The 14517-nt window shown below is 51.4% G+C and carries 16 protein-coding genes and 1 pseudogene; 16 read left to right on the forward strand and 1 reads right to left on the reverse strand.

The genetic code is table 11. The features are described from left to right. Positions 1-90 precede the first annotated feature (90 nt). The 3 genes from AAC599_RS02545 (at position 91) to arfB (ending at position 1873) form a co-directional block, all read left to right on the forward strand. Positions 91-1065, forward strand: coding sequence for an NADPH:quinone oxidoreductase family protein (locus tag AAC599_RS02545; protein ID WP_340148830.1), 975 nt, complete (start codon positions 91-93; stop codon positions 1063-1065). A 103-nt stretch (positions 1066-1168) separates the two neighbouring features. Next, on the forward strand, positions 1169-1399 hold the full coding sequence (locus tag AAC599_RS02550) for a DUF465 domain-containing protein (protein ID WP_340148831.1): 231 nt from the start codon (positions 1169-1171) through the stop codon (positions 1397-1399). Between the two features lie 3 nt (positions 1400-1402). After that, entirely contained in the window at positions 1403-1873 is a 471-nt protein-coding gene (arfB, locus tag AAC599_RS02555) for an alternative ribosome rescue aminoacyl-tRNA hydrolase ArfB (RefSeq protein WP_340148832.1), read from the forward strand. 63 nt (positions 1874-1936) lie between these two features. Here arfB and AAC599_RS02560 read toward each other — a convergent pair whose 3' ends face one another. Further along, positions 1937-2674, reverse strand: a complete 738-nt coding sequence (locus AAC599_RS02560) for a hypothetical protein (protein WP_340148833.1) — start codon at positions 2672-2674, stop codon at positions 1937-1939. Between the two features lie 604 nt (positions 2675-3278). Between AAC599_RS02560 and urtA the strand changes: the two genes are divergently transcribed. The 13 genes and pseudogenes from urtA to AAC599_RS02625 all read left to right on the forward strand — a co-directional run bounded on the left by urtA (position 3279) and on the right by AAC599_RS02625 (position 14449). Then, positions 3279-4565 (forward strand): urea ABC transporter substrate-binding protein, encoded by a 1287-nt coding sequence (gene urtA, locus AAC599_RS02565; RefSeq protein ID WP_340148834.1) that lies wholly within the window; start codon positions 3279-3281, stop codon positions 4563-4565. Between the two features lie 77 nt (positions 4566-4642). After that, entirely contained in the window at positions 4643-6280 is a 1638-nt protein-coding gene (gene urtB, locus AAC599_RS02570) for an urea ABC transporter permease subunit UrtB (RefSeq protein ID WP_340148835.1), read from the forward strand. 3 nt (positions 6281-6283) lie between these two features. After that, complete coding sequence (urtC, locus tag AAC599_RS02575) at positions 6284-7462, forward strand: urea ABC transporter permease subunit UrtC (protein ID WP_340148836.1); 1179 nt, start codon at positions 6284-6286, stop codon at positions 7460-7462. Next, a complete protein-coding gene (gene urtD / locus AAC599_RS02580; RefSeq protein ID WP_340148837.1) occupies positions 7459-8232 on the forward strand; it encodes an urea ABC transporter ATP-binding protein UrtD in 774 nt (257 codons plus the stop codon). Before urtC ends, urtD begins: the two co-directional genes overlap by 4 nt. A 2-nt stretch (positions 8233-8234) precedes the next feature. Next, complete coding sequence (gene urtE, locus AAC599_RS02585; protein WP_340148838.1) at positions 8235-8930, forward strand: urea ABC transporter ATP-binding subunit UrtE; 696 nt, start codon at positions 8235-8237, stop codon at positions 8928-8930. Between the two features lie 70 nt (positions 8931-9000). After that, complete coding sequence (locus AAC599_RS02590; RefSeq protein WP_340148839.1) at positions 9001-9801, forward strand: urease accessory protein UreD; 801 nt, start codon at positions 9001-9003, stop codon at positions 9799-9801. 12 nt (positions 9802-9813) lie between these two features. Further along, entirely contained in the window at positions 9814-10116 is a 303-nt protein-coding gene (locus tag AAC599_RS02595) for an urease subunit gamma (RefSeq protein ID WP_340148840.1), read from the forward strand. Between the two features lie 10 nt (positions 10117-10126). Continuing rightward, positions 10127-10441: pseudogene (locus AAC599_RS02600) on the forward strand (urease subunit beta); the annotation flags it as partial. 5 nt (positions 10442-10446) lie between these two features. Next, entirely contained in the window at positions 10447-12159 is a 1713-nt protein-coding gene (gene ureC, locus AAC599_RS02605; protein WP_340148841.1) for an urease subunit alpha, read from the forward strand. Between the two features lie 3 nt (positions 12160-12162). Further along, positions 12163-12648 carry an urease accessory protein UreE gene (gene ureE / locus AAC599_RS02610; protein ID WP_340148842.1) on the forward strand — a complete coding sequence of 162 codons (486 nt, stop codon included), beginning with the start codon at positions 12163-12165 and terminating at the stop codon, positions 12646-12648. Next, positions 12593-13324, forward strand: coding sequence for an urease accessory protein UreF (locus tag AAC599_RS02615; protein ID WP_340148843.1), 732 nt, complete (start codon positions 12593-12595; stop codon positions 13322-13324). Before ureE ends, AAC599_RS02615 begins: the two co-directional genes overlap by 56 nt. Further along, positions 13321-13935, forward strand: a complete 615-nt coding sequence (ureG, locus tag AAC599_RS02620; protein ID WP_340148844.1) for an urease accessory protein UreG — start codon at positions 13321-13323, stop codon at positions 13933-13935. Before AAC599_RS02615 ends, ureG begins: the two co-directional genes overlap by 4 nt. A gap of 118 nt (positions 13936-14053) precedes the next feature. Continuing rightward, complete coding sequence (locus AAC599_RS02625; RefSeq protein ID WP_340148845.1) at positions 14054-14449, forward strand: type II toxin-antitoxin system MqsA family antitoxin; 396 nt, start codon at positions 14054-14056, stop codon at positions 14447-14449. Positions 14450-14517 lie beyond the last annotated feature (68 nt).

A 14517-nucleotide genomic window follows, 5' to 3' on the forward strand; every position in this document is an offset into this window, starting at 1 on the left:
GCTTTCAGTACGAGACTTTTTATACTTGCGATATGAGACTTTTAAAGATATTCTTCATAATCAAAGAACAGCAAGGCGGAAAAAAGAATAATGAAAGCGATTGTTGTCAATGATCTGAGTGGACTGGAAGGATTGCAGTTGCAGGACTTTCCAGAACCGACGGTCCGGCCTCGTGGTGTTGTTGTCGAGATTAAAACGGCGGCGCTCAATTTCCCCGATGTGCTGCAACCAAAAGGTCTTTATCAGGATCAGCCGGATCTCCCCTTTGTTCTTGGTCTGGAATTCTCAGGCATCGTTAGAGAAGCAGGTGCGGATTGCCGCCGGCTCAAAGCAGGTGACCGGATTGTCGGCATGGGGCAGGGAGCGCTTGGGGAGTATAGCTCCGCGCGCGAGCAAATGTGCTTCAAGCTACCCGACAGCCTTTCCCACGATGTCGGTGCCGCAATCCCGCTTGCCGGCGGAACCGCGATGTATGGCCTGAGGTATTGTGGCCGTCTCGCCGCAGGGGAAACACTGGTTGTTCTCGGGGCAGCGGGAGGGACAGGCAATTACGCTGTACAGATTGGCAAGGCGCTCGGCGCTCGGGTCATCGCAGTTTGCTCCAGTTCTGAGAAAATGCGTTCTGCTCTGGAGTCCGGGGCGGATGTTGCGATCAACTATCGCGAAGAAAATCTTGGCGAGAGGTTGAAGGAGCTTACGGACAACCGGGGCGTTGACGTAGTCTATGATCCGGTTGGCGGCGATCTCTTTGATATTTGCTCCAGGCGGATGGCGATCGGGGGGCGGCTGCTGATTGTCGGATTTGCCTCTGGCCGCATTCCGAATCTCGGTGTCAATATGCCGCTGATAAAGTCCTATTCGGTCGTTGGAACCAACTGGTCGCTGACCGCCTGGAACCGTCCCGACATCTCCATGCGTGTAATGGAGGAGCTCTTTACATTGTGTGAGCAGGGGGCGGTGCGCCCTGTCATCGACAAAGTCTTCCCTCTCACTCAGGCAAAAGCCGCCCTTTCCCGCCTCGAAAGCCAGCAGGCTATCGGAAAAACACTGGTTCATGTCGGTTAGGTTAGTGTGTCAAAGCGCCGCGGGTGACCTTGTATCAAGCTGTTTACAGATTAACTGTAAAATTATAAGCGACTGCTGGATATTTGAATGGAGGGTATTTACGATGACGCATGTTCCCCATGAGCTCGCTGAGGAGTTTCCTGATTCCAGGGACCGGATTCATGAACTGACCCAGAGCGACGCACATTTTGCCAAGTTGAGTGAGGAGTATCATTCGGTTAACCGGCAAATTCATCGGATCGAAACGAACGTCGCTCCGGCGGATGAAGGGTTTGAAAAGCAATTGCGTCGTCAGCGTCTGTCACTCAAGGATCAGATCAGCACATATCTGTAGCGGATGTCGCCGGGTCTTGATTTTGTCCGGGGTTTCTTGTTTAACCGGGATATTATGATCAGGATCAACAACAGCATTACACTGGATGACTCGGAAATTACGGAGAGCTTTATTCGAGCTTCCGGACCGGGCGGGCAGAATGTCAATAAAGTTGAGACTGCGGTCCAGTTGCGGTTTGATGCGAAAGCCAGCCCTAATCTCCCGCCCTACGTATTTGCAAAGTTAAGAGAGCTTGCCGGGCAGCGCATGACGAAGGAAGGTGTGTTGGTCCTGAGCTCAAGTGAATACCGTTCACAGGACCGAAATCGCAAAGCCGCGATTGAGCGGCTTTGCGAGTTGATCAGAAAGGCAGCTGTTGTTCCGAAATACCGGCGGCCGACGAAACCGACCTATGCATCGAAAGTGCGCCGCCTCGAGACAAAGCAGCGCCGCGGCGGGCTGAAAAAAAGCCGCGGCAAAGTTGATCTCGATTAGTAACAGTCTTGCGTGCGATTCATTGTTTTTCTGTAAATAAAATTCACGATTTAAGGCTGCACCTCAAAGAACTTCCCTTTTTGAAGGTATGATGCCTTCATAAAGGTACAGCCCCTGCCATTTGATTTCTATATATTTGAGCAGTGCGTAAATAAAAACCAATACACCAAAAATCTCAGCAGATTCCTCCACTGTGGCTATCAGGTAGTATGTTTGATCGGCGACAGCCTCCCATTCAATAGGCTGATACCATGATGCGCCAATATACACGCTTCCCAAGAGTTCAAATCCGATTGCGCCGCCGACATAAAGGATGGCGGAGAGAATAAATAATAAGAATATTCTTTTTGGTAATGAGAAAATAAACTTCCAGTAAGCTATCGCAAGCAAAGCAACTAAAATGCCATAAACTGATGGCCAAACGTAATTGTCAAAATCCGATGGTTCGTATGCGCGCCAGAAAAGTAGGATAATATACTCATGGAGTGACGAGCCTTCATCGACGGCAAGAAAGAGAAAAATCAACGCAAGTACTAGCCAATATTTATAATCCCCGGTCCGTCCTATTTTATGAAAATTTGCTACTATAAACAAGAGAACAGAAGAGAATAATAGGATGGTTGAAGAGAAGAATGTTGGTATGTTTTCCTCGTCATCGAAAATTAATTTATAAAAAATCGTATTAATATTAATATTATAATCGAATTTTATAATAATAACAGTTAAGTTAGCCAATATCAAAAAAACTGTAACAGTGATTAGAAAAATCATTATTTTGCTAATATTGAATTGTATGTACATTTTATTACCTGAAAGCAAAACGATACTTAAATCTAAAGTTATATTTGTTTTATAAGCGGAGTTTATAGATCAGAAAACAAAAAACCTTAGAAATTATAATTTTTTGAGTGAATCATGAACTGCTAATATGCGCAAGCGCAATGTTTGGGATAACACTTTTTTATTTGCTGATATTTTCTCCTTAAGGCGAGCTTGCAGCCGGGTTGATACTGATGTTGGCATGTTTACTGAGAAGTTTAATTTGAACGTTATATCTCAATATTAGTTGTTCGGCATCCTATTTTTCTGTGTGCGAAGTTCGTGTTCATGCGCATAAATATCTCTATCGCACTAGGAACTCGAGAGAAAGTCTAGATGCCTAAAAAATAGACAAAAATACCCAGTCTCAACAGAGACTCTATGTAATTGCATAAAAAATAGACATAATGGGCAAGTTGGACGCACCGTTGTTCACATAGCACGTCTCTCTCTTTTGCTTTCTGTTAATAAAATACAACATTATCAGTATGTTACCATAAGGTGAGGGCTTTACCCCTGCATTTGGCATGACCTTTGCTTTTCAAGGGGCACTATAAAAAACAATGTGCTATGGAGGCATCATCAAATGTTAGGACTACGCAAAGTCGCAGGTGTGATTACCGGCGCGGCCATGTTGGCGACAAGCGCTCTCGGCCTGGGGACGGCTCAGGCTGCGGATGACGTGATCAAGGTAGGGGTTTTGCATTCCCTGTCCGGCACGATGGCAATTTCGGAGACAACATTGAAGGACGCAGTCCTCATGATGGTTGACGATCTCAATAAAAATGGCGGTCTTTTGGGCAAAAAGGTTGAGGCGGTTGTTGTTGACCCCGCGTCAAACTGGCCTCTTTTCGCGGAAAAAGCGCGCGAACTGATTGAAGTCGAGAACGTGGATGTGGTTTTTGGCTGCTGGACGTCCGTTTCGCGTAAATCTGTTTTGCCGGTATTCGAAGAGCTGAACAGCATGCTGTTTTACCCGGTACAGTATGAAGGTGAAGAAAGCTCACGCAATGTGTTCTACACTGGCGCCGCACCGAACCAGCAGGCGATCCCGGCCGTTGAGTATTTGATGAGCGAAGAAGGCGGCAGTGTTGAACGCTGGGTTCTCGCCGGTACTGACTATGTGTATCCACGTACGACAAACAAAATCCTTGAGTCTTTCCTGAAAGCCAAGGGTGTCGCTGAAGAAGATATCATGATCAGCTACACGCCCTTCGGTCATTCCGACTGGCAGACGATTGTTTCCGATATCAAGAAGTTTGGCTCTGAAGGCAAGAAAACTGCCGTGGTTTCCACCATCAACGGTGACGCCAACGTGCCTTTCTATAAGGAACTTGGAAACCAGGGTATCGATGCTGCGGACATTCCTGTCGTCGCATTCTCCGTTGGTGAAGAAGAGCTTGCTGGTCTCGACACCGCACCGCTGGTTGGCCATCTCGCCGCTTGGAACTACTTCATGAGTATTGAGAGCGAAGAAAATGACGCTTTCATCAAGAAGTGGAAGGCCTTCATCGGTGACGACAAACGCGTAACCAATGATCCGATGGAAGCAACCTATATCGGGTTCAAAATGTGGACACAGGCCGTTGAACAGGCCGGAACAACAGACGTTGATGCAGTGCGTCAGGCAATGTATGGCCAGAAAGTCAAGAACCTGACGGGCGGTACGGCGGTCATGAACACAAACCATCACCTGTCCAAGCCGGTACTCATTGGCGAAATCCAAGACAATGGCCAGATTGAAACCGTCTGGCGGACGGAAGATGTTGTCGTTGGCGATGCATGGAGTGATTACATTCCGGAAAGTGCGAAGCTCGTTGCAGATTGGACCTATCCATATGTCTGCGGTGGTTGTGAAAAGCCAATGTACTGATAGATGACTTTAGAAGGGCCGGCGTTCGTTCGACCCTTCTCCCTCCCATAATTCAACGCGAGAATCCGGAAACCCCCATGCGGATTATTCTGAAAATCATCATTGCGGCCCTGCTCTTCTCAGTGGCAATCCAGGCTCCGGCCCGGGCCGATCTGGAAGAAGTGGCGAGCGGTCTCCTCTCAAAAAGCTATGGCGATAAAATTCAGGCGACTGAGGCTATCGCGGCAACGGGAGACGCCCGCGCAATTCTGCTGCTGGAGACGCTGCTGGCCGGGGATCTTTATGCAGTAAAGGATACTGACCGCCTCGTTTATCATAAATCCGCTACCGGTGGGGTTCAGGTCACGGATATTCTGACTGACGAGGATTTGGGCGACCTGAAAAGCGGCGACCTGACTAAAATTCGTATTAACAACCGGATGCGAGGCCTGATAAAAGATCTTCTTGGTCGGCTTACGCTTCTGAATGAAGACCCTCTTCTCCGGCTGAAGGCCGCTGACGCCGTCTTCAAGAGTCGTCCTGTGGAAATGATAGTCCCCATGGGCGATGCTCTCGCAGCTGAGACAGATACCGCAGTAGCCGCAGCAATGCGCCGCGCACTGGCGGCACTAAACTTCGTACATGGGGATACTCCGGAAGTGCAAGGGGAGGCGCTTCTGATATTACAAGAAGAGACGGACCCTGAGGTCAGGTCCCTGTTAAGCGCGGAGGCGAACAGGCTCGCCGCCATCGAGAACCCGTTGCCGGAAATTCAGGCTCTGGCGACAGCGATTGATCAGGCACTTGCCAAGGTTGAAGAAAAGCTCGCGATGCTTGGCATTGTCGAAAATGTATTTCAGGGTATTTCGCTTGGCTCCGTTCTGCTTCTCGCTGCTATTGGCCTCGCTATCACTTTCGGGGTGATGGGGGTAATCAATATGGCGCATGGCGAAATGGTGATGATCGGCGCCTATACGACCTATGTTGTTCAGGAGCTGTGTCGGAACTTCGCCCCCGAACTTCTTACCTTCTCACTCATCGCCGCGATCCCGGCTGCCTTTATTGTAGCAGGCCTCTGCGGTATAGCCATCGAGCGGAGCATTATCCGTTTCCTTTATGGCCGTCCGCTTGAAACCCTGCTCGCGACATGGGGGCTGAGTTTGATACTACAGCAATTCGTTCGCACAATCTTCGGACCTACCAACAAGGAAGTGTCCTCTCCTGACTGGCTGAGCGGAACATGGGAGATCACCGGCGGACTGGCGCTGACCTATAACCGTATTGCCATTATCTTTTTTGCGGCGGCGGTTCTGATAATGCTGATGATGGTTCTGCGGAAGACTTCTTTCGGCCTGCAGATGCGTGCCGTCACCCAGAACCGCAAGATGGGCGCTTCGATGGGTATCCGGACTGGCTGGGTCGATGCCATGACCTTCGGCCTGGGCTCGGGCGTTGCGGGCATGGCCGGAGTCGCCTTGAGCCAGATTGACAACGTTAGCCCTAATCTAGGACAGGCATATATTATTGACAGCTTTATGGTCGTTGTATTCGGTGGCGTCGGTAATCTATGGGGCACACTCGTCGGCGCCCTCAGCCTCGGTATCACCAACAAATTCCTTGAACCATACACTGGTGCTGTTCTCGCCAAGATACTGGTTCTTGTTTTCATCATTCTGTTTATCCAGAAGCGACCTAGAGGACTGTTCGCCCTCAAAGGCCGCGCTGTGGAGAATTAAGCCATGGATGCGATAAACAACGCACAAAAAGGCCCGTTCGTTTCCCTCATGACGGGTCTTCCGGGCGGTGGCAAGACGTTTTTGGGGATTCTTCTTGTTGCCGCCCTCCTTGTTCCTCTCAGCAATATGTTCCTACCGCCGAGCTCGTCTTTCCACGTGCCCACCTATTTGGTCAGCCTGATGGGCAAGTATGTCTGCTTCGCGCTTCTGGCTCTCAGCGTAGACCTTATCTGGGGGTTTGCAGGTATCCTTAGCCTTGGCCACGGTGCTTTTTTTGCGCTGGGTGGGTACTCAATGGGCATGTATCTGATGCGCCAGATTGGCGATCGGGGTGTCTACGGCAATCCAATTCTGCCGGATTTCATGGTGTTCCTCAACTGGACAGAACTCCCCTGGTATTGGTCTGGCTTTGATATGTTTCCGTTTGCCATGCTGATGGTGATCCTCGTGCCGGGTTTCCTCGCCTTCGTCTTTGGCTGGTTTGCGTTCCGGTCGCGGGTGACCGGGGTGTATCTTTCGATCATCACCCAAGCGATGACCTATGCTCTGCTTCTCGCTTTCTTCCGCAATGATATGGGATTTGGCGGGAATAACGGCCTGACGGACTTTAAGGATATTCTGGGTTTTGATTTGCAGGCTACAGGAACAAGACTTGGCCTTTTTGTGGCCTCCCTGATTGCGCTGGCGCTTGGTTATCTGGTTTGCTGCTTTATCACTCAATCGAAGCTTGGACGGGTGCTCATCGCCATTCGTGATGCAGAGAGCCGGACCCGTTTCTCAGGCTATCGGGTGGAATATTATAAGCTTTTCGTCTTTGTCGTCTCCGCCATTCTCGCAGGTATTGCGGGGGCTCTCTATGTGCCGCAGGTCGGTATCATCAATCCGTCCGAATTTTCCCCTGCCAACTCGATTGAGATTGTGATCTGGGTGGCTGTCGGTGGACGTGGGACTTTGTGGGGAGCCGTTCTCGGAGCATTTCTCATCAACTGGGGCAAGAGTTATTTTACCGGCAGCTTTCCGGAAGCCTGGCTTTATTTCCTTGGTGGCCTGTTCATCTTCTCAACGCTTTTCCTGCCAAAAGGCATCGTCGGGACGGCGGGTATCTGGATAGACAAGCTAAAGCAAACACGGCAGGACAAGCCTGATATGAACACGCCGGTTTCAGTGAAAGAAGAACAATGACAACGCATCCCAAAGAGTCAAATGATCAGGACTTAACGTCGATCCTTTATCTCGACGGCGTCAGCGTCAGTTTCGATGGTTTCAAGGCTTTGAACAACCTCAGCTTCGTTGTTGATCCCGGCGAAATGCGCGCGATTATTGGTCCAAACGGTGCTGGTAAGACAACGATGATGGATGTGATCACGGGCAAGACAAAACCGGATACTGGCGAAGTCTTTTTCAAGAACGGCATAGACCTTACAAAGCATGACGAGGCTTATATCGCAAACCTTGGAATAGGCCGCAAGTTTCAGAAACCGACAGTGTTCGAAAGCCAGACTGTTTTCCATAATCTTGAACTTTCATTAAAAGGTGACAAAAGCGTCATGACAACGCTTTTTGCGGCGTTGAATGATGAAGAAGTCGCACGGATAATGGATGTTCTTCGTGTTATTCGGCTTACCGAGAAGGCGGGCGATCTTGCCGGCAGCCTTTCTCATGGTCAGAAGCAGTGGCTGGAGATCGGTATGTTGCTGATGCAGGATCCGGATTTGTTGCTGGTTGATGAACCGGTTGCGGGCATGACAGATGCGGAGACGGAGCAGACAGCCATACTATTGCGTGAAATCTCGGCAACGCATTCCGTTGTCGTGGTGGAACATGACATGGAGTTTGTTCGGGCGCTCAATTCGAAGGTAACGGTGTTGCATGAGGGGTCCGTTCTTGCCGAAGGCAGCCTGGATACCGTGCAAAACAACCAACGTGTCGTTGAAGTCTATCTGGGGCGCTGATCATGCTGACTGTTGAAAATGTCGATCTTTTTTATGGCGCAAGCCAGGCTTTACGGCATGTTTCCCTGGAGGTAGAGAAAGGTGAGGTTACCTCACTGCTGGGCCGGAACGGCGTTGGAAAAACCAGTACGCTCAGGGCAATTGTCGGTCAGCATCCGGTCTCTGGTGGGAAAATCATATGGGACGGCAAGGATATAACGAATATGAGCGCACATCAGCGCGCCCGCGAAGGAATTGCCGTCATTCCGCAGGGCCGCGAGATTTTTCCGCTTCTGACTGTACAGGAAAACCTCAAAACGGGCTTTGCTGCGCTCCCGCGCAAAGACAGATATATCCCGTCGGAAATCTTTGATCTGTTTCCCATTCTAAAAGATATGCTAAGAAGGAGAGGGGGCGACTTGTCGGGCGGGCAACAGCAGCAATTGGCAATTGGCCGGGCGCTGGTGATGAGGCCCAAGCTTCTTGTTCTTGATGAACCGACGGAGGGGATCCAGCCGTCTATCATCAAGGATATTGGGAAAGTCATAGAGCTGTTGCGCGCTCGGGGAGATATGGCGATCCTGCTGGTTGAGCAATATTTTGAATTTGCGCGCGATCTGGCCGATCGTTTCGCCGTTATGGATCGCGGTGAAGTGGTCTTGGCCGGGGCGAAGAAGGACATGCTGGAAAGTGACGTTCGAAAATACCTTACTGTCTGATCGGGATAAGGGGGCATCTGCGTCACCTACGAGAACAGCGTTGGCAGCCCTCGCCCGATCGAACGGTAGAGTGGAGATATCTTACCGCCGGAAAAGCACTGCTTCGAAACTTGTTCATCTTTATCAGCAGGGTTGCGGTCGGGTTCGTTTTCCCAAGGTTGATCATGCGGAATATCCCGAGGCTGTCCTGATTAATACGGCCGGTGGTCTGACCGGCGGGGATCATATGGCCTATCAGGTTGCGCTGGAATCCGGCGCAGGCCTCACGATTTCCGGGCAGGCCGCAGAGAAGATTTATAAATCGGTCGGAAATACCGCGGTGATTGACGCAGAAATGCAAATTGGCGCCGGGGCGACACTTGAATGGCTCCCGCAGGAAACCATCCTGTTTGACAAGAGCCGCTTTCGCCGACTGAACAAGGTAAATCTGGAAGCGGGAAGCCGTCTGATTGCGGTGGAGGCGACGGTATTTGGGCGGACGGCCTATGGAGAAACGCTTCATTCGGCACGTATTCAGGATGGCTGGAAAATCTGGCGGGACGGCAAACTGATCTGGTTTGATCAGTTCAAGCTGGACGGGGACATAGATGCCGAGGCAGCGCGCCCTGCGGTTCTTGCGGGGGCAAAAGGGATTGCGACTATTCTGTTGGCAGATGATGTCGCATCGACCTATCTCGAAACAGCGCAAACCCTTGCTCGGAATTCCGGAGTAAGGGCGGCGGTCACCTGCCGGGATGAGCTGCTCATCATGCGGGTGCTGGCGGAAACGGGATATGATCTTCGCCGGGCCGTTGCCAGGATATTGACGCAGTTGAGATCGACGCTGGCAGGGCACTCTGTCGCGCTGCCAAAAGTATGGGAAAATCAATAAAAGGGGCGGAGAATGCAATTCACACCACGGGAGAAGGATAAATTGCTGGTCTCACTGGCGGCCATGGTGGCACGTGAGCGGCTGGCCCGCGGCGTAAAACTCAATTATCCCGAAGCTATCGCCTTGATAACCGATTATGTGATCGAGGGCGCGCGTGATGGAAAATCCGTCGCTACTTTAATGAGCGAAGGCGGTACCGTCGTCAGTCAGGATCAGGTTATGGACGGGATTGCCGACATGATCCATGAAGTTCAGGTTGAAGCCACTTTCCCTGACGGAACCAAGCTGGTTACCGTCCATGATCCCATTCGATAAGGAGCCCGTTATGAAACCAGGAGAAATTATCCCGGCTGAGGGAAATATCGAGTTGAACGCGGGGCGGCAGTCGATGACACTGACGGTGTCGAATACAGGGGATCGCCCTGTTCAGGTGGGCAGCCATTTTCATTTTGCTGAAACTAATCCCGGACTTGAGTTCGATCGGGAGGCAGCAAAAGGATTTCGTCTTGATATTCCATCCGGAACGGCAATCCGTTTTGAGCCTGGCCAGACACGGGATGTGAAGCTTGTCGCAATTTCCGGTGCACGCAAGATATATGGATTTAATCAGGCCGTTATGGGCCCGTTGGACAAGGGGGAATAAAGATGGCGGTTACCTTTTCACGAGGCGCCTATGCCGGCATGTTTGGCCCGACGACAGGCGATAAAGTCCGTCTCGCCGATACCGAGTTGTTTATCGAGGTTGAAAAGGATTTCACCACATATGGTGAGGAGGTCAAGTTCGGGGGTGGCAAGGTAATCCGTGATGGCATGGGGCAGTCGCAGGTAACGCGGGCGGACGGCGCCGTTGATACGGTTATCACCAATGCCCTGATTATCGATCATTGGGGCATCGTCAAGGCTGATGTTGGTTTACGGGACGGTAAAATCTATGCCATCGGCAAGGCCGGAAATCCGGATATTCAGTCTGATGTCGACATCATTATTGGCCCGTCCACAGAAGTGATCGCGGGGGAAGGAAAAATTCTGACGGCCGGAGCCCTTGATGTTCATATCCACTTCATTTGCCCCCAGCAGATTGATGATGCGCTCTACAGCGGGGTGACAACCATGATGGGTGGCGGCACGGGCCCAGCTACGGGAACGAACGCTACTACCTGTACCCCCGGCGCTTTTCATCTCGCCCGGATGATGCAGGCAGCGGAAGCATTTCCCATGAATCTCGGTTTCTTCGGAAAAGGAAATGCCAGCCTGCCCGAACCACTGGTAGAGCAGGTGCAGGCCGGGGCCTGCGGCCTGAAACTGCATGAAGACTGGGGCACGACACCGGCGGCAATTGACTGCTGCCTCGCCGTTGCCGACGATATGGATGTACAGGTCCTGATCCATACCGATACATTGAATGAATCGGGCTTCGTTGAAAATACGGTGGCGGCGTTCAAGAAACGGACCATCCATGCCTTCCATACGGAAGGGGCAGGCGGTGGCCATGCGCCGGATATCATCAAAGTTGCGGGGGAGGAAAATGTGCTTCCTTCTTCCACCAACCCGACACGGCCTTTCACTGTCAATACGATTGATGAGCATTTGGATATGCTGATGGTCTGCCACCATCTGGATCCGAACATACCGGAGGACGTCGCTTTTGCGGAAAGCCGCATCCGGAAGGAAACAATTGCGGCGGAAGATATTCTCCATGATATGGGAGCCTTTTCCATCATTGCATCGGACAGTCAGGCCATGGGCCGGGTGGGTGAAGTGCTCATCCGAACCTGGCAGACCGCAGACAAGATGAAAAAACAGCGTGGCCGCCTTGTTGAGGAAACCGGGGATAACGATAATTTCCGTGTTAAGCGTTACATCGCTAAGTACACTATTAACCCGGCTATAGCCCAAGGAGTTGATCGTTACGTGGGGTCAATCGAGAAAGGAAAGCTTGCGGACCTTGTTCTCTGGTCGCCTGCTTTCTTTGGCGTGAAGCCGGATCTGGTGCTCAAATCCGGGACGATCGTCGCGGCTCCGATGGGGGATCCCAACGCGTCCATTCCGACGCCGCAGCCCGTTCATTACCGTCCGATGTTCGGGGCTTTCGGTAAAAGCCTGACGGCAAGTTCGGTTACATTTGTAAGCGAAGCATCGCTGCAATATGATTTGAAAGGTGAGCTCGGACTTGAGAGGGAGCTTTTGCCGGTCAAGAATACCCGCTCCGGGATCGGCAAGTCATCGATGATCCATAACAGCGCAACGCCGAAAATCGATGTGGATCCGGAAACATATCTTGTTCATGCAGATGGTGAGTTGCTTACCTGTGAGCCCGCTTCGGAACTGCCGATGGCGCAACGCTATTTCATGTATTAGATCATGCTCCATTCTCATACCGTATGCTCCAGAGATGACAAGTTCGACGGCAATATCCTGGATACAATAACCCTCGATTTTGACAGCCGCAGGCGCCGCCGGATAAAACTAACGGCAGATGGCGGTATGGAATTTTTGCTCAACCTGCAGGATGTAAAGACCTTGCGCGATGGTGACATTCTGCTGCTTGAGGATGGCTCGGGTATCAAGGTGCAGGCGAAAGACGAACCCGTCGCGGATGTTCGGTCCCCGGATTTGGCGCATCTCGTGCGTGTCGCCTGGCATCTGGGCAACCGGCATCTTCCGACCGAACTGATGGCGGACCGGTTACGTATTCGGCAGGATCATGTGATAGAGGATATGCTCGTCCGGCTCGGCGCAATTGTTGAACGGCTAGATGCCCCCTTCAATCCGGAAGGTGGTGCTTACGGTCATGGTGAGACGGAAGGCCATGACCACGGACATGCACATGGGCACAACCATGGATAAGCGGGCTCTCTTTCAACTGATGTCCTGGATGTCTCCTTCCTATCCGGTCGGCGCCTATACCTATAGTCATGGTATCGAATACGCGGTGGACGCAGGGTTGCTAAGCAATGTTGAGGATCTGATTCCGTGGATTACCGATATCCTAGAACATGGCAGTGGGAAGTCGGATTGTATTTTACTTGCCGTCGCTTACCGGGCGGCGCTCGACGGTGATGTAGGAACATTGAAGGAAATTGCGGAGGCGGGCCATGCATTTGCATCAACGAAAGAGATTTCGCTTGAAACTACGCAACAGGGCCGCGCCTTCATCAGTGTCACTTCTGACGTCGGGCCGCGGTCTAGGAACCTGGACGCGCTAAAGGCACATTGGTCGGGACAGATTGTGCACCCCGTTGCCATCGGGATCGCGGCGGCGGACTACTCCTTACCGCTTCAGGAAACGCTGACAGCATATCTTCACGGGTTTATCTCTAATCTTGTTTCCGCCGCAGTGCGTGTTGTTCCGCTGGGTCAAACGGACGGACAACGCGCGATTGCGTCTCTCGCGGATAAAACGGAACCTGTTGTACGCTCCGCGATGGAGGCAACAATAGATGACCTGAGCTCGGCAACTCTGATGGTTGACTGGTGCTCTTCCTTGCATGAAACACAATATACGAGGCTTTTCAGATCATGACATCAGCACATAACGGACCATTGCGTGTCGGAATTGGGGGGCCGGTAGGGTCCGGAAAAACGGCTCTTACGGATGCACTCTGCAAATTTCTGCGGGATAATCATAATATCGCTGTGATCACGAACGACATCTATACCCGCGAGGATGCGGAGTTTCTGACGCGTTCCGGTGCGCTCTCGCCGGATCGGATTGTCGGTGTCGAGACGGGCGGTTGTCCGCATACCGCTATTCGGGAGGATGCGTCGATCAACCTCGCCGCTGTCGCAGATATAACAGAAAAATTTGCCGGGCTGGAGTTGATCCTGATTGAATCCGGCGGGGATAATCTTGCCGCTACCTTCAGTCCGGAGCTTGCGGATATCACGATATATGTCATTGACGTTTCCGCAGGAGATAAAATTCCCCGCAAGGGCGGCCCGGGAATCACCCGCTCCGATCTCTTGGTCATCAACAAGATCGACCTTGCCCCTTATGTCGGTGCCGACCTTGGCGTTATGGATCGGGATTCAAAGAAAATGCGCGGAGACAGACCATTCGTTTTCACCAATATCAAGGCAGGAAAAGGCGTGGCCGAGGTCGCCGGCTTTATTCTCGACAAGGGAGGCCTCTGAGAAGAGACTGCTGTGAGGGCGTCATGGTGCACGGGTGCCATAATGGTGCCATAGTCTGTTGTTACCAGCCGGATATAGTTAAGTTCATTTCAAGTAGAGTTATTCGTAGGGGAAGATTATGGCCTGTCCTTTATGCGGCGGTAGTGTCGAACGTCAAATTCGCACTTATGCAATCAATTACAAACATTTGCAAAGTCATGTCGACCTGCCAGGAGTTTATTGTACCAATTCCGACTGCGCCGAAGGCATGGTTGAAGAAAGCGCATGGGATGACGTGGCCCGGATCAAGGCTGAACTGAAAGCGGAGTTTCTTGGCGTTATGACGCCGGAAAGAATCCGTGAAGTGCGCACCCACCTTAACTTGTCACAACGCCGTGCGGGCCAGATATTCGGCGGCGGTCCGAACGCCTTTCAAAAATATGAAAACGGCAAGGTCACGATATCACAACCCATGAACAACCTTTTGCGTCTGGTTTCTAAATATCCGGAACTGATGGTCGAACTGCAGCGTTAAGGTGGGGTTCATTATGCCCATCGACTGCGTAAGAAAATCATAGCCAAAAAGCTGATGTACAGTATTAT

The sequence above is a fragment of the uncultured Sneathiella sp. genome, assembly GCF_963976355.1.
Classification (GTDB): Bacteria; Pseudomonadota; Alphaproteobacteria; order Sneathiellales; family Sneathiellaceae; genus Sneathiella.